The organism is Larkinella humicola, from assembly GCF_008727875.1.
Classification (GTDB): Bacteria; Bacteroidota; Bacteroidia; order Cytophagales; family Spirosomataceae; genus Larkinella; species Larkinella humicola.
Window position 1 is genome coordinate 224,697 of the sequence record NZ_VTWS01000001.1, and the last position, 18,184, is coordinate 242,880.

Genomic DNA, 18,184 nt, shown 5'->3' on the forward strand with positions numbered 1-18,184 from the left:
ATAGTTGGTAGCAGAATGCCCATAACTCTCCGGAAATGAGTATTGATGAGTCTTTTGCTATCTTGCCAACTGATCGATCCCATTGACTCAACCATCCGTTTCCCGAATGACCAAATCGAACTTGCCCCAGGCGTTTCGCCACCCTTACGAATTTGATCCCCAATTCAAGAAATCCGTTGCGTATTTTTCGATGGAATTTGCCATCGATCAGGCTTTAAAGACCTATTCCGGTGGCCTGGGTTTTCTGGCTGGATCGCACATGCGGAGTGCCTATGAACTGAAGCAGAATGTGATCGGCATCGGCATGCTCTGGAAGTATGGGTATTATGACCAGACCCGCAAAACCGACAACGCGATGGATGTGCTGTTTCGGGAAAAAATCTACAGTTTTCTGGAAGATACCGACATCAAATTTACCATCGACGTTCACCATACGCCGGTTTGGGTCAAGGCCTATTACCTGAACCCCAAGCACTTCAACACAATTCCGATGTTTTTTCTGACCACGGACATCGAAGGCAACGACTGGATGGCCCGCTCCATCACGCACCGGTTATACGACAGCATTACGTCGGCTAAAATTGCGCAGTGTATGGTGTTGGGCCTGGGTGGGGCGAAACTGCTCGATGAATTGACGTACGAACCGGACGTGTATCACCTGAACGAAGCCCACGCGGTGTCGGCGGCTTTTCACTTATACCAGAAATACGGTAGCGCAGACGAAGTTCGCAAACGGATGGTTTTTACGACCCACACCCCCGAAGAAGCCGGCAACGAAAAACACGACATCAACCAGTTGAATATCATGAGTTTCTTTGGGAAAGTGCCGCTGGAAACCGTGCGGGAAATAACCGGTATCGAAGACAACGTGTTCAATCACTCGCTGGCGGCCTTGCGACTGAGCCGGAAGGCCAATGCGGTTTCCAAACTGCACGGCGAAGTGTCGCGGCATCTGTGGGGGTCGTACAGTGGCATTCCCGAGATTACACACGTGACCAATGCGCAAAATCAGCGGTATTGGGCTGACCCTGAACTGGAGCAGGCCCGAAAAAAGAGCGATGGAAAAACCATTGCGGAGCGGAAGAAAAGCCTGAAAGCAACCCTGTTCAAAACCGTGGCCGATCAGTGCGGCAAATTGTTCGACCCGGAGGTGCTGACGATCGTCTGGGCCAGGCGGTTTGCGGGCTATAAGCGCCCGGATCTGCTAGTGCAGGACGACGAACGCTTTCACCACCTGATGAATCATCCCGAGTACCCCATTCAATTTATCTGGGCCGGAAAACCGTATCCGTCCGACGAAGGCGCTACGCACATCTTCAATTCGCTGGTGTACCGGAGTCACCTCCACAAAAACATGGCGGTTTTGACGGGCTACGAACTGGCACTTTCGAAACAGTTGAAAGACGGCGCTGATCTGTGGCTGAACACGCCCGTGGTGACCCGCGAGGCATCCGGCACGAGCGGCATGACGGCGGCTATGAATGCGGGAATCAACTTCTCAACCTTCGATGGCTGGATATGCGAGTTTGCGGAGCACCAGAAAAATGCGTTCATCGTACCGGTGGCCCAACCCGGATTGTCGCCCGAAGAACGGGATACGCAGGACCGGAACCACTTCTTGGATCAACTGGAAAACGAAATCATGCCGCTTTATTACGATAAACCGGCTGACTGGCATCGCCTGACGCTGCAAAGCATGAACGACGTCAACGCGTTTTTCAACTCCAACCGGATGGCAACGGAGTATTATCAAAAAGTGTATTGATGCGCTGCCGATTGCCTGATTGCAAGCCCTGTCAGGTTTTTCAACCGCTGACAGGGCTTGCAATCAGGCAATCGGCCAGGATGACTGCCCTTCGTGGTAGACATTCGTCAAACCGCCCAGCCGGGCGCGGCCCTGCCAGTCGTAGTCAAGTTGGTCGAGACCCAGCATGGCAATGTCTTCCAGGGTAACGATCCGTTTGTCTGGTTTGAGGGTGCCACCAAACTCGCCGGGTCGGGCCGATGGGTTCCACTGGTACTGCGGATCGACGAGCGTTCCACGCGGATACATGATGCCCGGTTGGCCTTTCCCGATCAGGTTGAGGTCAAGCGGGTGGCCGTCGGGCGTTCCCGGAACCAGCCCCCAGCCGTGGCCGACTTCGTGGGCTTCGGTAGTCGAGCCGTCGAAACCGACATTGTCGAGCCGGAAAAAACCGGTGTTGCTATTGCGGCCATCCATGTAGGAAATACCGCCCAGCGGGTTGTCGGTTTCGGTTTCGATCCGGAAAAACAGCTTTTTGTAGTCGCGGTTTTTGTGCAGCAGCGGTCGCGGATCTTCGCTGTAAAAACCGCTCACCTGAAACCGGATGAGGTAATCCGTTTCATCCAGCGACAGAATGATTTCGGGGCGATCCCAGACCCGCCCGACGTTGTAGGCAATCCGTTGAGCGAGATCGTCCGTCGCAACCGACCCGTAGAGATACAGTTCTGCGAAAACGGTCAAGGTCTGTTCGGATTCGTTTTTATAAACGTTATGGTTTCCCAGGATCTGGGGGAGCGACAGCGTTGGCATTTTTCTGTGACGGACAGATACACACGTGAACCTGATCTACTAACGATGGTAGGGGGGCTATGGTGTTCCAGTTTGGGTTTTAACCCAAAAAAACACCCCTCAAAGCCCGGCCACCAATTCTTTCATCAAGGCCGTCAGGCGGGGTTCGGCCACGGCGGCAGCGGCCAGAATTTTCGGCAGGCTGGCTTTTTCGAGCGTTTCGGGAATGCACAAATCCGTGATGACCGAGCAGGCAAAAACCTTCAAACCCATCTGATGCGCAACAATTACCTCCGGGACGGTCGACATGCCAACGGCATCAGCACCGAGTTGGCGAAGCAGCCGGTATTCGGCTTTGGTTTCCAGTTGGGGGCCGGTCACGCCAGCATACACGCCTTTCTGGATCGGGAACCCCAGTTTTTTCGCAATCGACCGGGCCAGCCAGATCAGATCCTTGCCATACGGTTCGCTCATGTCGGGAAACCGGTCGCCAAGCTGGGGCGAATTCTGACCCCGCAACGGACTTTCGGGTAAAAACAGGCTGATGTGGTCTTCGATGATCATCAGATCACTGACGTCGTACGCAGGGTTTAGCCCACCACTGGCATTGGAAATGAGCAGGGTTTCGACGCCCAGCCATTTCATCACCCGCACCGGAAAGGTGATCTGCTGCATCGAATAGCCTTCGTAAAAGTGAAACCGCCCCTGCATCACGACCACCGGTTTTCCCGACAACGTGCCGAAAATCAACTGGCCGGAATGCGATTCGACGGTGGAGCGTGGAAACCCCGGAATGGAGGCATATGGGATCGCTGCGTTGATTTCTACTTCGTTGGCGAGGGCTCCCAAACCGGTGCCGAGAATGATGCCAATGGCTGGTTGCGTGGGATGGAAAGACCGGATGAGGTCGACGGCTTTCAGAATCGGCTCAATCATAGGGGGTTGAGGGTCGAATGGGTAGTTAAAAAGACTTTCGCTTTCGCCCCGTCCTTTAGGGGAACGGGGCGAAAGCCAACGCGAAACTAAATTATCAGGAATAATTTCTAACACGGATCATGCTTACAATCCAATGTTTTTTCCCACGACATATCCCGTGGTCCAGGCATTCTGGAAATTAAAACCGCCCGTAATTCCATCGATGTTCAGGACTTCGCCCGCAAAGAACAGTCCCGGTTGCGTCCGGCTTTCGAGCGTTTCGGGCTTGACATTGTCGGTGGGAATACCGCCACAGGTCACAAATTCTTCCTTGAACGTACTTTTTCCGGAAACCGCATGGGTGTTGTTGGTCAGCAGGTTGATCAGCCGGTTCTGGGCTTTGGCGGGTAGTTCGGCCCAGCGTTCGGTTGGCGAAATACCGGCTTCGGTGGCCAGTGCCAACCACAGGCGGGCGGGCAAGCCAAAGAGCGATTGGGTGGCTACCTGCTTTTTCGGATGTTGCTGCCGAAAGGTCTGCATCTGTTCCCGAACCTGGTTTTCATTCAGGGCACCGAGCCAGTTGATGCGGATTTCGTGCCGGTAGTGCATCGCTGCGAGATCGCGCGCAGCCCAGGCCGAAAGCCGCAAGACCGCCGGGCCGCTGAATCCCCAGTGTGTAATCAGCACCGGCCCACGTTGTTCCTGCTTGGTGCCGGTAATGCGCATCACCGCGTCCGGCACGGCAACCCCCGCCAGCGCCAGCAACGGATTGTCGGGGGTGTTGAACGTAAACAGCGACGGCACCGGCGGAACGAGCGTTTCCTTTTCGGGTTCATCCAGTCCCGGAATCCAGCCGTAGGAAACCGCCTGCGGATAACCGCCAGCGGCCACCAGAATGCGGTCAGAAGGCAGGGTTTCGTCGGTTAGGGTTTCGATCTGCCATTGATCGTCCGGGCGGGTGATCGTTTTGACTCCGCAACTGGTCCGAATCCGGATTTTCAACCGGGCGGCCTCCTGGAGTAAACACGAAATGATGGTTTCGGACGAATCGGTAACCGGAAACATGCGGCCGTCGGCTTCTGTTTTCAGGCGGACGCCCCGGCTTTCAAACCAGGTTACGGTGGCGGTGGCGTCGAACTGTTTAAGGAGCGGGCGCAAAAAAGTCTCCCCGCGCGGGTAGTTTTTGACCAGTTTGCGGTTATCGAAACACGAGTGGGTGACGTTACAGCGTCCACCGCCCGAAATCCGGACCTTGTTCAGGACGGTTTTACTTTTTTCGAGTAAGGTGATTTCGGCATCCGGAAAGGTTTCGGCGGCTGTGATGGCACCAAAAAAACCGGCAGCACCTCCACCGATAACGACAATTTTTAAGGTTGGCATGCGGTTCAACTGGGAGTGGGCAAGAAAGACAAAATTAATAACCTTTATCTTGTATTCGGTAACAATTATCGTCAGTTCTCTTTGGATTGTATTCGTAACTTAGCACCATGTTTTTTCGTTCGTCTTTTCGTGCCCGACGCTATCACCAGCGCGGATTTCGGTTGCGGGGCAATACGCTGCTGCTGTTGTTTGTCTTTTTTCTGATTGGGCTGTTTCTCCACTACGGCGGTCGGACTGAGCCCGTTGTGGCTTTCTGGAACGATGTCAAAAGTCTGGTGGGCCTCAAATCGCCCCGCCATGAATCGCAGGGAAATCCCTACAAGGCGCCCGAACCCACGCCGGAAGTGGCCACGGACAATACCGATACCGAAGCGAGTGACGACCGGTCGATGCTGGAAAAAGCGAAGGCGGAGGGACGGTCAACGCTGGTCGTTCCGAAAAAAAGTGACCGAAAGAAGCTGTTTGATTTTGAAAAAGTCGTTGATTTTACGTTGCCCGCTTTCCAGCCCACCGACGCCATCATTCGGCACGACGGTTATACGCTGCGCTATCGGGAAGAATACGAACAGGCCGATTGGGTGTCGTATCCGTTGCTGGAAGACGAGATTCTGGGCGACGCCGACCGCAAAAACGAGCAGTTTCAGCCCGATCCGCTGGTCGAAACCGGCTCCGCACTCTCGTCGGATTATACCCGGTCGGGCTACGACCGGGGGCACTTGGCCCCGGCGGGCGACTTCAAGTTTTCGAAAGAAATGATGCAGCAAACGTTTTACATGAGCAACATCAGTCCGCAGGCGCCGAATTTTAACCGGGGCATCTGGAAAAAACTGGAAGAGCAGGTACGGGTTTGGGCGCTGCGCGACAAAGGGCTGTATGTGGTTACGGGGCCGGTTTTGCGTCCCGGATTGCCGACCATCGGCAAGAAAAACCAGGTCGCCGTTCCGGAATATTACTACAAAGTGATCCTGTACTGCAACAACCCCGACATTCGCATGATTGCTTTTCTGATGAAAAACGAGGAGTCGGATCGCTCCCTGAAACAGTTTGTGGTTACGGTCGATGAGGTGGAAAAACGTACCGGGATCGACTTCTTTCCCACGATTCCTGACAAAATGGAACAGCAACTGGAAAGCGCCCGGCCTTCGCAGGTCATGGAAAACTGGTTCAGTTTCTAATAGCGGTTGAGCACCCTAAAATACCATTTCAGATACTGATTCCTGCACTTTAAAGATTTCTGCGTTTCCCTGTCGATCAAAGTTGAATTACTTGTAACCGATTTAAGTAATTCACCCATCCCGTTTATCGACATGTACGCAGGACCGACTCCTTTTAACTCGTTAAAAACGATTTTGAATATTGCTCTGAACGGTAATAAAGACCACGTCGAGGCCATTTGCCAACGAATGGGCATCAATCCGAACGAATTATACGATCATGTGTGTCAGGCGATGGAATACGGAACGGGGTATCTGCAAACCCAGCCCCTCGCCGAGCAATCCCGCGCCATCGTGCTGCGTCGGCTCGATAACCAACAAACCGCCCAGATTGAAGATGTAGCCGACGAACTGGGACTGTCGGTACGGTCGCTCCAACGCCGGTTGCAGGCAGAGGACGTTACGTTTCGCGAAATTATCGACCTCGCCCGCCGGGACATTGCCCTGCGTCTGATCCGCACCAACCAGCATAACATCAACGAAATTGCCTTTGTTATGGGGTATGACGAACCGAGTTCGTTCCGCCGGGCTTTTAAAAAATGGACGGGACACAACCCGAAGGCCTATCAACTGGCGACGTATTAGGTTAACGCGAACTATGAGATGATGCCCTTGCCTACCAGTTGTTTAAGTGCCAGAGGCACGTAATGTTAATGGTAAATCGGTATTTTAAGAACTCCAGGCGTGCCGGAGGCACGCCTGGAGTTCTTAAAATACCGATTTACCATTAACATCTGACCCCTCCGGGGTCAATAATCTCATAGCTCACGTTAGGTTACGGTTTACGGTATTCAGTTTTGAAATGCCTGTCCATAAACTGCAGATACTGAGCCCAGTCGTACCACAACACATCGTGACCACCCGACCGGACGTGGTAGCCAATCCGGCCCTGAACGGACACATTGAGGGCGGGCATCGTCTGCGTAGGCAAACCATCGGTTCCTAAAAACCGGTAGACCGCATCGGCCGCTTGGGCTGAGGCAAATTCCCCCGCCGGGTCGGAGCCTTTGTCGTCCTCGGCACTGGCGATGTAAACTGGTCGCGGGGCCACCAGGCCAATCACCAGGTGCTGATCGAAGGGGAGTAGCGTGTCTTGATCCATGTATTTTCGGAAATTGCCGCAGAACCAGTGCGGAAAGACGGTATTCAGTCTCCGGATGTTTTCGCCCACGCCCCGGCGGAACAGCTTGGCCCCACCCGCCCCCGACTCGTTGCTGAGCACCATTGCAAACCGCTCATCGGTTGCTCCCGCCCACAAAGCTGCTTTTCCCAACCGAGACCAGCCGAACAAAGCCACCCGTTTGGCCTGGATGGCAGGGTCGGTTTGCAAATAATCCATGATCCGGCTCAGTCCCCAGGCCCAGGCGGCTATGGTGCCAAAATTATCGCCCTGCTTCTGAAAGTCGGGATAGAGCGGGTGAACGCCCGTCGAAAAGCCGGTGGCCCGCTCGTCGGACGCAATGTCTTCGCGGTAGGCTGTCACGAGGGCATACCCCCGGCTCAGAATGCTGTCGATGGGCCACTGCCGGGCGTTGATGCCCCGGCAAGCTTCGGTGGAACGGTGATCGACCACGCAGGAAACATCGACATACGGATTGTGGCGGCTCGACTCCATCCAGCTCGGCGAAATCCGGATACCGGGATCGGCATGGATGCTGTGGTTTCCCCAGAAGTTAAGCCCCAGAATGGCCGGAACCGGTTTTTTAGCCTGGTTCGGGATGTACAGCAACACGTCGATCCGCGGACCGTCGGCCTGTCCGTTCAAAAAAATAGCAACCTGTTTGCGGGTTGCTTTTCCGCCCAGTGCCTTCGGATCGGTATCGAACACCCTGAACGTCATCTGCAAGGGTTTGGCGGGCGACTGACCGTACATCTCATGGGCAAACATCGCCAGCAACTCAGGGCGTCGTACGGTTTTCCATTGGTGGACGGACGTGACCCGTCGCCCGTCTTTCAACGTGAACGGATCAGGCAGGGGCAGACTCTGAGCCCGAAGGAAAAGGCTGTTAGCTAGCAGGAAAAGGGCGAAAAGAGCGGTTTTCATGGCGTGCAGTTTACTCATTTTCCGGCTCTTGCTCAAGACGTCCGCTAAAAAGAGAAAATTCTGCCGACAGTGTCAGCAGAATTTCTGCAGTTTACCTGAAAAATTAAGTACCAACGTTTACTTTTTCTTTTCCAGTTCATTCACCCAGGTTTGAGCGAACGAGCGCGCGGCCAGAACCGGTTCTTTACCCATCCGAAACAACAGCTTCCACTGACTGGATTGGTTGCGGTATTGCGGATTGACGAACTCCATTTTGTAGCCCTGTTTGGTGAGTTGGGCGTCGAAGTCGACGGTGCCAGCCAGGGCAATGAAATCGGTCAGGCGTTGTTTCAGGGCTGCATGGACCGACGGGGCAGCTTTGTAATCGGCCAGTCGTTTCTGATACTCCTGAGCCTTCTGCTTCGATTCGTTCAGGTCGTTCTCCACCTTGCCCATGTTCTTCGCCATTTCCCGCTGAAGCATTTTGTCGAAGTGGGCCACGTATTGTTTCTTGAACTCCTCGGGTTTCGTTTTCGACAGAGCCTGCAACCGTTTCAATTCCATCATTTCCTGCGTCTTGGCGGTCTTTTCAGTTCCCTCGGTTTCCGAAAGTTCCTGTTGCGCCACCTGAATCTGGCTTTGAATCATCATCGCCAGCGCCGACGGCGGCATCTGGCTGTAAGCATTCTGAACCATGGCCGCCTGCTGGTTATAGGCCGACTTCACATCGTTCATCGTGGTGCTCTGGTTCTGGGCAGCGTCGCGCGTCTGGTCGTCGCTGATCTGGTATTTATTTTTCAGCCAGTCCTGATAGCGGTTTTTAAAGTCGGCCGAGCTGGCATACGACCGTACCACGGCCCCCAGCGCCTGAACGGCGGTTGCCCGGGAGCCTTCTGGAATCTTCTTGGCCAATTGCCGAACCTTGTAGCTATAGGGTATGCTGAATTCTTCAGACGTGACATTGGTAAAGGTCGTTTCCTGAACCTGTTCGGTGGTCAGACCCAGGTCGGTCACAATGTCGCCGGGACGGGCGGCTATCCACCACCCACCGGCGACCACCAGGAACGCTACTGCAAATACGTTCTTTTTCATTGCCGGTCGATTACTTGATTTTAGCCGTCAAACCCACGCGCAGAACCGCCACGCCGTAACCCACTTCCGCAAAACCGCCGAATTGTTCGGAGAACATATACCGGGAACCCAGGTGAAGACCAAGGAACAGGGAATTGCCGTAGGGGCTGTAATAATCGCTGGAAGAACCGTAGGAATCGCGGTAGGAAGAGGTTCGGACACCCAGCGAGAGGCCCGCATAAGGATCGAAGTTGGAGTCGCCGACGTTCAGGAGCTCGCCAAAATGATAGGTGCCACGGGCCGTAAAAAACAGAAACGTATAATTCCATTTGTACCCCCCGCTGTTGTACCCGTAGCGGGCAAAGTCGAAGGAGCCACCGACCGAAAAATTATCTTTGACCGCGTACTCGAAGGAGGCACCGATGGGCAATCCCCGGTAGGTATACGTACCGAGGCCAATTCCGGCGTTGATCAGTTTCGTACCTTGTTCAATGGTTTGTGCCTTGGCAGAAGGCATCAGGGCGACGGCAATCAGCCACGCCAGAATCGTGAGGAGTGTTAATTTTTTCATTTTTGTTCGTCGTAGTTGTTGTTTGTTGGAGGCAAAGGTACGGGCAAAAAACGGCGCGGGACGTGTCATTTTACGCAGAAAACACGCAAATCACGACACGTCCCGACCACTCACTCAGTAGGCTGTGGTGTGGTGTGAAACCGTACTTTTATATTCGCCCAGAACCTCCGCGATGTAGTATTCGCACAATTCATTCGGACTGTATTCTGCAAATTCATCCCGCATTTTCAGGATGCGCTGGCGGTAGTCGGGGGTGTTCAGGACGGTTTTCACCTGCGTGCGAATCTGGTCGGGCGTGGGTGTTTCCGTTTTCAGGTTGACGCCGAGTTTGAAGTAGCCGATCCGGGCCGTAATCTCGTTTTTGCCCTCGTGGATGCCCGCAGCCACCATTGGCAGACCATTCTGAATGCTCAGCATTACCCCGCCATAGCCGCCGTTGGTGACGTAAACATCGCAATACGGCATGATTTCGTTGAAATCGATGAAGTCTTCGATGATCAAATTGGGTTGTGGAAACCGCGCCCGGAGGGCTTCCGTTTGCGAACCGCCGGTGGTGGCAATCACCAGGTACGACGAATCCTTGAACGCTTCGAGGGTTGGAACAATGATTTTTTCGGGGTCGCGTTCAACGGTTCCCTGGGTCACCAGAATCACTTTGCGGTATTTTTTGAGCGTATCGTAGTGCTGGAAAGGTTTCCGGGCACCCCGGGTGTAGGGCAGGAGCGGGCCGACAAACCGGACATTCGGGCTCATATCCTGTCGGACGTATTCAAAACCGGGCACGCCACTTTGCAGGTACACATCGGCACTGCGAATGAACGAATCGAACACAAAATCCTGGGTAGGAGCCAGCCCGTGCTGGATCAAAAAGTGGTTGTAAAGGTCCGTACACGGTTTGAAGAGGAAGTTTTTGGTCACATACCGCATCACATCCTGTTTGCGTCTCCCCCAAAAACCGGTTGCCGGTTCCAGGCCCATGCCGGCAGGTGGCAGGTCGCGGGAGGTTTCGGTCAGGGGAACGATGCCGATCGTCACTACCGGCACATGGAGCAACTGTTTGATGAAAGGCGCGCCCGTAAACAGGGCGTCGCAAACCAGGAGTTCAAACGGAAACTCCTGATAGAGTTCAACGATGTCTGCCACAAACTCGGGCGCACGATTCAGAAAGACCTGGTTGATGTCGAACCGAAGCCGGGCGATGGTTCCTTTGATCTGCCGCCGTTGAGGAAACAGATCTTCGAAATTTTCCTGGTTGATTACCTGGGCGGTTTTGAACGGAAAAACCGGTATGCCGATCTTTTCGGCTTTGGTGAGGTACGATCCGCCGGTATACCAGCGAACGTCGTGCCCCCGTTCCTGCAGGTGTTTGGCAAGGCCCGTCAGCGGGTTGAAGTGACCATCGGCGGGAATGGTAGCAAAGAGGATTTTTTTGGCGTTCATGAGTTGTTGTTTGGTTGGTAAGCGTAAATTGTTTAGACCGTTGCCAGGGGCTTCCTTCCCGGAATCTGGCCCGTTGAAAAGAATCCCTGACGATGTTTGATCAGCAGAATGCCCATCCAGATGGCCCAGACCGGAGCCAGCACTAAATACCCGTTCAGGCCGATGGTGGCAATGGCTTTGATGCCCAGAATCTCGCCGACGCTATCGGCCAGGGAGCAGATTCCCAGTATAACCGTTACCCAGCCGAGTGCTGCCGACGCCTGACGAAGTGCGATTCCGACGATCAGCCACCAGATACCGGCGGGCAGTTCTTCCAGTAAATTCCATAAGCCACCGTATACCAGTTCGTTTATAATTAGGTAATTGTATTTTAGTGCGATCTGATCGGGTTCGGAAGCAAGGGAATACGCGGTCAGGATATAAGGATTGACGGTTGCTAGGATAGCCGCTCCAATGGCGCCGATGAGCAGGTATGCACCCCCGCAATAGGTAGCAACGGCGGCCCAGGGTGTCCGGGACTTTAACTCACTGTGCAGGTAAAAAAGTGTCGGAATCAGGAGCAGGTAATAGCCCAGCATATCGCAGATCATCGACCAGCGCACCCCGGCAATACTGACGTTCGGAATGCTCAGAACCAGACCCAGATCCGTGAAAACATCCGGATTGAAGTGTGTTGCCCAACTCCCGATGTATAGCGAACCGAAGCCCAGCATTCCTGAAAGAATGGCCAGCCATCCGGCAGTTTTTTTATAATATAGGGTTGCGTTCAGCGTAGTCGGGTTGGCGTTCATGCGTATTGGTTGTTGGATGGTTAAAAAACAGAAGCACTACGGTTCCGGTACACCATTTTTGGGAGTGGGTGTTGGAACCAAACCCGCAGGGGAAGGCGGGACAAAAGGCCGCTAGATCAGCGAAGCAAATTGGGGTGAAATGCTATAAAAGTACAGGCAGGAGTGGCCCGACTGATTCCGTAACGTATGTTGGGTTCCGGCGGGAATGGTCAGCGACTGGCCGGCGGTCAGGCGAATCCAGCGGTTGCCACAAAAGATTTCGAGTTCGCCGTATTCAACCGAAAAATATTCATCTTCTTCGGAGTGGGTGTGCAGGGCCGTTCCGCTGGCTCCAGCCGCCAGCCAGACCACGCCCGTATCGACTTTCGAATCCGGCAGCGATGGCAAAAACCAGTATTTTATGCCGCAGGTTGAAGACAGGTCAAGATCGGCCTCGCGGATGGCGACGTGCGACAGGTTCAGCGTCGCCTGAGTGGTGGCAAAAGGGTTCATGAGTTTCCGAGTATGGATGTTGTTGTTGTTTACCAATAACCTGAAGTTGTGTACTTCATGGGTCAAAGGTGGCAGACTAACGCACTTTTTTCAACGCTCTTGTCCATGAACACGTAACTTTCGCCCCTGAACTGGAAACTTTCAGGCGTGAAACCGTTCCCTCAACATGCCCTGCGCACGGGGGTATATAATGCGAAAAGCGGGTATGAAGCGGCATCCGCTTCATACCCGCTTTTCGCATTTTTGGTTTATTGTTTATGAACTGGCAAGCAGGCGTCAGCCACCGTAAACGATAAACCGTAAACCCTAAACCCATTTCACGTCTTCTGCTTTTTCTTTTTAGCCGCCGGGAACAGGATGTTGTTCAAAATCAGACGGTAACCGGCGGAATTGGGGTGTAAGTTCAGGTCGGTCGGTTCTTCGTTGATCTCGTGCCGGTAATCTTCGGGATCATGCCCGCCGTAGAACGTGAAGAAGCCCTTGCCGTAGGGGGCGTGAATGTAGCGGGCTTCGTTAGCGGCCCGGTTTTCGGCCAGAATCACCACCTCCGGTTTGATAAATCCTTTCTTGAAGGCGGTGGTCTGGCCCATAAACCCCTTGATGATGTTCATGTGGTTTTGGGTCAGCATGGTCGGGATGGGGTCCCATTTAGCCGAAAACTGGAACAGCGTAAAATAGTCGTTCTGCTCGATCAGTCCGCGTTCTTCGGGCTGGTTGTCGATGTTCGAAAACTCGATCTGATACGGATTGATGTAGACCTGAAAGTTGCGGAAAGCCTGGGTCTGGCTGTAATCCAGTTTGCTGTTGGCTGCCGGATCGGCGGCATCGCCATCATAAATCGACTCCGCAATGTCGGTGTTCTGAGTCGCCAGTGCAATGTCGTACGTATCGGTGGCGTTGCACATGGCAAACATGTAACCGCCCCCCAGGCAATAATCCCGGATTTTTTTAACCACGTTGCGTTTCAGTTCCGACACTTTGGTATAGCCGTATTTCTTCGCAATCAGCTCCGATTCGCGCTTTTGGGCCTGGTACCAGGGTTGGTCGCGAAATTGGAAAAACTTGCCATACTGTCCCGTAAAGTCTTCGTGGTGAAGGTGCAGCCAGTCGTATTGCGCCAGTTTGCCATCCATCACGTCCTCGTCAAAAACCGTTTCGTATGGGATTTCGGCGTAACTCATAACCAGTGTCACGGCATCGTCCCACGGCTGCTTGGTTTTGGGCGAATAGACGGCGACTTTGGGGGCTTTCTGCAATTTGACGGCATCCATGTTGGCATCGGGCGACGACACCTCGGCGATGATCTGCCCGCCCTGCGCGTCGGAAATGACCTCGTAGCTGACGCCCCGGATCACCAGTTCGTTGACAAATTTCTGGGTGTGCGGCATCATGAAACTGCCCCCCCGGTAATTCAGCAACCAATCCACTTCGGTATCATACTGTCGTAATACCCAGTAGGCTATGCCGTACGCCTTGAGGTGATTCTTCTGACTTTCATCCATTGGAATCAGGATTTTCGACGCCCAAACCGGGGTCGTCAATGCCAAAATCAGGATGAGCGGTAATAGCAGCCTTTTCATCGGTAATCGTTTTTTAGCTGTTTTAAGTAGCTTTGTACGTACTCGTATTCAACGAAGATAAGCAAATTTTATGCTAAATCTTCACCCTGACACGCTATGAATCTCCTCGAAAATATCCGTGAAGGACTGCGCTCCATCATTTCCAACCGCCTGCGAACCATTCTGACCTCGTTGATCATTGCCATCGGAATCACGTCACTGGTTGGGATTTTAACGGCCATCGACGGTATTCAGAGCTCGGTGGATAACAGTTTTGCCGGACTGGGGGCGAATACGTTCGATATTCAGGGACCGCAAATGTACCGGCGGTTTGGCGGTCGGTCCGAAAAACGAGTTCCACCGATCGACTACCACCAGGCGATGACCTTTAAACGGCGGTTTCAGCAGGGCGAAAACATTGCAGTGTATGCCGCCGTGACCGGAGCCGCCCAGATCAAATACGCTTCCAAGAAGACCAATCCCAACGTGCAGTTGATCGGTATCGATGATAACTTCATGGGCATCAAAGCCCTGAAGATGCAGTCGGGCCGTAATTTTTCCCTGAATGACCTCGAAAATTCGCTCAACGTAACCATTATCGGTAACGAAGTGGCGACCACCCTGTTTGATAAGGGCCAGAATCCGCTCAATAAGGAGATTAGTGTGTTGGGCGGTAAATACAAAGTCGTTGGGGTACTGGAGAAAAAAGGCGGTTTTTCGGGGGGAGGAGACGACCGCATGGTACTGGTGCCGCTGGAAAATGCCCGGGCCATGGCCGCCAACCGGACGCTCACCTTCGACATCACGGGGTCGGTGCCCAACATGGCCGACGCCGAAACGGCGGTCGACGAGGCCCGGGGCCTGATGCGCCAGATTCGCCGGGACCCGCTGGGAAAACCCGACACCTTTGAAATCAAGCGGGCCGACGAGCTGGCGAAGGACTTTGAAAACATCACCAGCTACCTCCGGATCGGCGGCTTTGGCATTGGTTTTATCACGCTGCTGGGTGCGGCCATTGCGCTTATGAACATCATGCTGGTGTCGGTGACGGAGCGCACCCGCGAAATCGGGATTCGGAAATCGTTGGGAGCCACCCCGAAACGCATCCGGGAGCAGTTTCTGATCGAAGCCGTGGTCATTTGCATCATGGGCGGCATTGGCGGGATAATCCTGGGCATCGGAATCGGTAACCTGATATCGACGGTAGTAAGTCAGGGCAATGGCAGCTTCGTGGTGCCCTGGTTCTGGATGGCCGTCGGCATTCTGGTGTGTGTGACCGTTGGTTTATTCTCGGGCATTTACCCGGCTTTCAAAGCGTCCCGTCTCGACCCGATTGAAGCCCTGCGGTACGAGTAACGGATTGTCAATGAGGACAAAACCCTTCAAATAAGCGTTAGAAAGGCTGTTGGATGAGACAAACCCTAAAAAAATATTCAGTATAAATGGTTCTTTATTCAGTATTAATCCTACTTTTGCACCCACGTTCGCTTGAGCGACACGCGCCGTAGGAATGCCGGGATGGCGGAATCGGTAGACGCGTTGGTCTCAAACACCAATGTCTGCAAGGGCATGCCGGTTCGAGTCCGGCTCCCGGTACAAGTAACACCTTACGAAGAGCTGATTTTCAGTGATTTGTAAGGTGTTTTTGGTTTGTTATAGTTCGCGGATAAACACGAAAAATTGTAGTGTAATCTGATCGCTGGTTCGAATTCACACTGAGACTGACCAAATTCACATTGCCCAACACGATGGTTAAAAAAGATCCTTTTTTTGATGTCTCAAATTCGACAACATGAAAAAGACCATCTTCGCCATCATCGCAGGGTGCCTGACCCTGACTTCAGTCCAGGCGCAAATCAATTGGGGCGACTACTCCCAAAGTTTTTCGGCTGAGGTCGGAAACAAGTCCTCAGCGGTGGGCTTGATCCTGGCCATCCGAAAAGAGAACAACGCATTCTGGGAAATCCGGGACAAGAGCCGCCATGTGCTTGCTCTGGAGAAAGACCCGATTTTTCAACGGGAACGGCCCCGTGGTTTCGTGGCCCGCACCACGTTCGATACGGCGCGGGCGCAGTTCTTTCTGCACGGCGTGGGTCCGCAAATGGCCTGGCAATACCAGTTTCGGGTGATGGAATATCCGGGCCATCGGGTGCTGGTTCCCTGGCATGGCATCGAGCGGTTTACCGATTCAACCCTGATCCACGATTCGGGGATGCCGGCGATGGCTTACCTGGGCGGTTATAGAACCCGGCTGGGGAAGATGCTGATCGTGGATGTCAGAAACACCGGACAGAACCAGATTGTGGCGACTTCGCTGGTGGCCTGGGAGTCGGTCAAGCCGGTGATCACCAGTGTGTATACGTCCGAAACCATCGATGAGTTTTTTCAGAAGTTGCAATCGCCCTGGCTGCCCGACCGGCAATCCACGGGTAGTTTTCCCCCGGTTTTTACGGTGCCATCCACAAACGAAAACCTGATTTTTGCGCTCGAAAAGGGTCAGTTCAGTAAAAAACAGATTCAGTACGAATTGATCCGAACCGGCAGCGTTTACACCCCCTGGCGAGACAATGCGTTCAACAACAGTTTTATCTGGATCAAAGATTGTCCCCCCGGAGCGTATACGATCCGAATTCGGTATTCGGCTCAGCCACAGCATGTGACCGAATACCGCTTTGACGTCAAACCCGCCTGGTATCAATCAAACCAGTTCGTTCTTTTAGCGGTGATTTTTTCATCGGTTTTACTAGGCGCGTGTTTATTTCTGCTCCTGTTCATCCGGCAACGGCGGAAAACCCGGCTGGAACAAGCTGATAAAAACCGGTTGCAGCTCGAACTGAAGGCGATCCACGCCCAGCTCAATCCGCACTTCGTCTTTAATGCCCTCAGCTCGATCCAGGGCCTCATCAACAAAGAGGACATTGAAGGGGCCAACCGGTACCTGTCCGATTTTGCCCGGCTGCTGCGGGAGTCGCTCCATCATGCTCACAAAAACGAGCTTTCCCTACACGAAGAAATCCAGATGTTGGACACGTATTTGAAGCTGGAGCAACTCCGGTTTGGGTTTCAGTATTCCATCCGCGCCGATATTGCAATCAATGTATATGAAACGGCTATCCCGGTGATGCTTTTACAGCCTTTGGTCGAAAACGCGGTCAAACACGGCGTCGCTTCCCAACAGAAAAAAGGGGTGATTGCTGTGGTTTTCAGTCGGTTGGATCAGGTCATGACCGTGGCCATCACCGACAATGGTCGCGGTTTTACGGAAGAAAAAGCCGGTAACGGTTTGGGATTGAGCCTCACCCGCGACCGAATTGAGCGCTTGAACAAACTCCATTCCGACGGGCAAATTACCTTGTTCATTCAAAAAGCCACCCCATCGGGAACGCAGATAACCCTTACCTTTGGGGCATGGTTTTGATGAAAGCACTGCTGATCGACGACGAGCAACCGAATCTGGAGAATCTGCAGGCCCTGCTGGCTGCGTATTGTCCGCAGGTGGAAGTCTCTGGCACGGCCCTGAACGCGGAAACCGCTACCAACCGACTGCACGTTCTCCAGCCCGATCTGGTCTTTCTGGACATCCAGATGCCCCAACAAAACGGATTCGACTGGTTGCGCAGTCTGCCTGCCTACGACTTTGCGGTGATTTTCGTCACGGCCTATGATCAATTTGCCATCCAGGCCCTGCGATTTGCTGCGGTCGATTACCTGTTGAAACCCGTTGCGATTGACGAATTACAGGCAGCCGTGGAAAGAGCCCGCCAACAACGGCAGTTGAAAGCACAGAACCAACTCCTGCAAAACCTGATGCACTTCCTTAAGGCGGGTCAGCCGCCCGAAGAGCCGCGAATTGCTTTGGCGACGGCAAAGGAGACGCGGTTTGTAAAAACCGGTGAAATCATCCGCTGCGAATCGTCCAACAATTATACGACGTTTTACCTGGTCGATGGGGAAGCCCTGCTGGTGTGCAAACCCATTTTCGGGTACGATGAGTTGTTGAAAGACTACGGTTTTGTGCGCTGCCATCAATCACACCTGGTGAATAAACAATTTATCAGGAGCTGGAAAAAAGAGTTCGGCGACTTTTTGGTGTTGACCAATGGCTCCGAAGTGCCCATTTCGAGGGCTAAAAAAGAAGAGCTGAAAAAAGCACTGCGTTTGTCATAAAACCGGGCGTACGCCGGGTCGAATAACA

The 18,184-nt window shown here is 53.4% G+C and carries 16 protein-coding genes and 1 tRNA gene; 7 read left to right on the top strand and 10 right to left on the bottom strand.

Annotated elements, in window-relative coordinates:
• Positions 1-106 precede the first annotated feature (106 nt).
• Entirely contained in the window at positions 107-1,765 is a 1,659-nt protein-coding gene (glgP, locus tag F0P93_RS01065; protein WP_150874532.1) for an alpha-glucan family phosphorylase, read from the top strand.
• A gap of 63 nt (positions 1,766-1,828) precedes the next feature.
• On the opposite strand, the gene F0P93_RS01070 is transcribed toward glgP, so the two are convergent.
• From F0P93_RS01070 to F0P93_RS01080, 3 genes are all read right to left on the bottom strand, one after another.
• Positions 1,829-2,554, bottom strand: a complete 726-nt coding sequence (locus tag F0P93_RS01070; protein ID WP_191908699.1) for a hypothetical protein — start codon at positions 2,552-2,554, stop codon at positions 1,829-1,831.
• 99 nt (positions 2,555-2,653) lie between these two features.
• A complete protein-coding gene (locus F0P93_RS01075; RefSeq protein WP_150874534.1) occupies positions 2,654-3,469 on the bottom strand; it encodes a purine-nucleoside phosphorylase in 816 nt (271 codons plus the stop codon).
• Between the two features lie 123 nt (positions 3,470-3,592).
• Positions 3,593-4,828 carry a BaiN/RdsA family NAD(P)/FAD-dependent oxidoreductase gene (locus F0P93_RS01080; RefSeq protein WP_150874535.1) on the bottom strand — a complete coding sequence of 412 codons (1,236 nt, stop codon included), beginning with the start codon at positions 4,826-4,828 and terminating at the stop codon, positions 3,593-3,595.
• 107 nt (positions 4,829-4,935) lie between these two features.
• On the opposite strand from F0P93_RS01080, the gene F0P93_RS01085 reads away from it, so the two are divergent.
• Together F0P93_RS01085 and F0P93_RS01090 are read left to right on the top strand one after the other, a co-directional pair.
• Positions 4,936-6,003 carry a DNA/RNA non-specific endonuclease gene (locus tag F0P93_RS01085; protein WP_150874536.1) on the top strand — a complete coding sequence of 356 codons (1,068 nt, stop codon included), beginning with the start codon at positions 4,936-4,938 and terminating at the stop codon, positions 6,001-6,003.
• Between the two features lie 174 nt (positions 6,004-6,177).
• Positions 6,178-6,627 carry a helix-turn-helix transcriptional regulator gene (locus tag F0P93_RS01090; protein WP_191908700.1) on the top strand — a complete coding sequence of 150 codons (450 nt, stop codon included), beginning with the start codon at positions 6,178-6,180 and terminating at the stop codon, positions 6,625-6,627.
• A 190-nt stretch (positions 6,628-6,817) separates the two neighbouring features.
• Here F0P93_RS01090 and F0P93_RS01095 read toward each other — a convergent pair whose 3' ends face one another.
• The 7 genes from F0P93_RS01095 to F0P93_RS01125 form a co-directional block, all read right to left on the bottom strand.
• Positions 6,818-8,086, bottom strand: coding sequence for a glucuronyl esterase domain-containing protein (locus F0P93_RS01095; protein ID WP_150874538.1), 1,269 nt, complete (start codon positions 8,084-8,086; stop codon positions 6,818-6,820).
• A 117-nt stretch (positions 8,087-8,203) separates the two neighbouring features.
• Positions 8,204-9,157, bottom strand: coding sequence for a hypothetical protein (locus F0P93_RS01100; protein WP_150874539.1), 954 nt, complete (start codon positions 9,155-9,157; stop codon positions 8,204-8,206).
• A 10-nt stretch (positions 9,158-9,167) separates the two neighbouring features.
• Positions 9,168-9,707: a hypothetical protein gene (locus tag F0P93_RS01105; RefSeq protein ID WP_150874540.1), complete on the bottom strand. Its 540-nt coding sequence runs from the start codon at positions 9,705-9,707 to the stop codon at positions 9,168-9,170.
• A 114-nt stretch (positions 9,708-9,821) separates the two neighbouring features.
• Positions 9,822-11,147, bottom strand: coding sequence for a glycosyltransferase (locus tag F0P93_RS01110; RefSeq protein WP_150874541.1), 1,326 nt, complete (start codon positions 11,145-11,147; stop codon positions 9,822-9,824).
• A gap of 32 nt (positions 11,148-11,179) precedes the next feature.
• Entirely contained in the window at positions 11,180-11,938 is a 759-nt protein-coding gene (locus tag F0P93_RS01115; protein WP_150874542.1) for a hypothetical protein, read from the bottom strand.
• Positions 11,939-12,049: 111 nt separating this feature from the next.
• Entirely contained in the window at positions 12,050-12,430 is a 381-nt protein-coding gene (locus tag F0P93_RS01120; protein ID WP_150874543.1) for a cupin domain-containing protein, read from the bottom strand.
• A gap of 317 nt (positions 12,431-12,747) precedes the next feature.
• Positions 12,748-14,010, bottom strand: coding sequence for an asparagine synthetase B (locus F0P93_RS01125; protein ID WP_150874544.1), 1,263 nt, complete (start codon positions 14,008-14,010; stop codon positions 12,748-12,750).
• Positions 14,011-14,106: 96 nt separating this feature from the next.
• On the opposite strand from F0P93_RS01125, the gene F0P93_RS01130 reads away from it, so the two are divergent.
• From F0P93_RS01130 to F0P93_RS01145, 4 genes are all read left to right on the top strand, one after another.
• Positions 14,107-15,345: an ABC transporter permease gene (locus F0P93_RS01130; RefSeq protein ID WP_150874545.1), complete on the top strand. Its 1,239-nt coding sequence runs from the start codon at positions 14,107-14,109 to the stop codon at positions 15,343-15,345.
• 156 nt (positions 15,346-15,501) lie between these two features.
• Positions 15,502-15,585, top strand: a tRNA-Leu gene (locus F0P93_RS01135).
• A gap of 196 nt (positions 15,586-15,781) precedes the next feature.
• Complete coding sequence (locus F0P93_RS01140) at positions 15,782-17,407, top strand: sensor histidine kinase (protein ID WP_150874546.1); 1,626 nt, start codon at positions 15,782-15,784, stop codon at positions 17,405-17,407.
• The gene (locus tag F0P93_RS01145) at positions 17,407-18,156 is read left to right on the top strand and encodes a LytR/AlgR family response regulator transcription factor (protein WP_150874547.1); all 750 of its coding nucleotides are present in this window, start codon (positions 17,407-17,409) and stop codon (positions 18,154-18,156) included. The genes F0P93_RS01140 and F0P93_RS01145 overlap by 1 nt, the downstream gene beginning before the upstream one ends.
• Positions 18,157-18,184 lie beyond the last annotated feature (28 nt).

What these genes read in the sequence shown, in the direction of transcription:
- F0P93_RS01130 (WP_150874545.1), top strand. Translation starts at nt 14,107, where the DNA reads ATGAATCTCCTCGAAAATATCCGTGAAGGACTGCGCTCCATCATTTCC.
- F0P93_RS01080 (WP_150874535.1), bottom strand. Translation starts at nt 4,828, where the DNA reads ATGCCAACCTTAAAAATTGTCGTTATCGGTGGAGGTGCTGCCGGTTTT.
- F0P93_RS01095 (WP_150874538.1), bottom strand. Translation starts at nt 8,086, where the DNA reads ATGAAAACCGCTCTTTTCGCCCTTTTCCTGCTAGCTAACAGCCTTTTC.
- F0P93_RS01120 (WP_150874543.1), bottom strand. Translation starts at nt 12,430, where the DNA reads ATGAACCCTTTTGCCACCACTCAGGCGACGCTGAACCTGTCGCACGTC.
- F0P93_RS01145 (WP_150874547.1), top strand. Translation starts at nt 17,407, where the DNA reads ATGAAAGCACTGCTGATCGACGACGAGCAACCGAATCTGGAGAATCTG.
- F0P93_RS01110 (WP_150874541.1), bottom strand. Translation starts at nt 11,147, where the DNA reads ATGAACGCCAAAAAAATCCTCTTTGCTACCATTCCCGCCGATGGTCAC.
- F0P93_RS01125 (WP_150874544.1), bottom strand. Translation starts at nt 14,010, where the DNA reads ATGAAAAGGCTGCTATTACCGCTCATCCTGATTTTGGCATTGACGACC.
- glgP (WP_150874532.1), top strand. Translation starts at nt 107, where the DNA reads ATGACCAAATCGAACTTGCCCCAGGCGTTTCGCCACCCTTACGAATTT.
- F0P93_RS01140 (WP_150874546.1), top strand. Translation starts at nt 15,782, where the DNA reads ATGAAAAAGACCATCTTCGCCATCATCGCAGGGTGCCTGACCCTGACT.
- F0P93_RS01075 (WP_150874534.1), bottom strand. Translation starts at nt 3,469, where the DNA reads ATGATTGAGCCGATTCTGAAAGCCGTCGACCTCATCCGGTCTTTCCAT.
- F0P93_RS01070 (WP_191908699.1), bottom strand. Translation starts at nt 2,554, where the DNA reads ATGCCAACGCTGTCGCTCCCCCAGATCCTGGGAAACCATAACGTTTAT.
- F0P93_RS01115 (WP_150874542.1), bottom strand. Translation starts at nt 11,938, where the DNA reads ATGAACGCCAACCCGACTACGCTGAACGCAACCCTATATTATAAAAAA.
- F0P93_RS01085 (WP_150874536.1), top strand. Translation starts at nt 4,936, where the DNA reads ATGTTTTTTCGTTCGTCTTTTCGTGCCCGACGCTATCACCAGCGCGGA.
- F0P93_RS01105 (WP_150874540.1), bottom strand. Translation starts at nt 9,707, where the DNA reads ATGAAAAAATTAACACTCCTCACGATTCTGGCGTGGCTGATTGCCGTC.
- F0P93_RS01100 (WP_150874539.1), bottom strand. Translation starts at nt 9,157, where the DNA reads ATGAAAAAGAACGTATTTGCAGTAGCGTTCCTGGTGGTCGCCGGTGGG.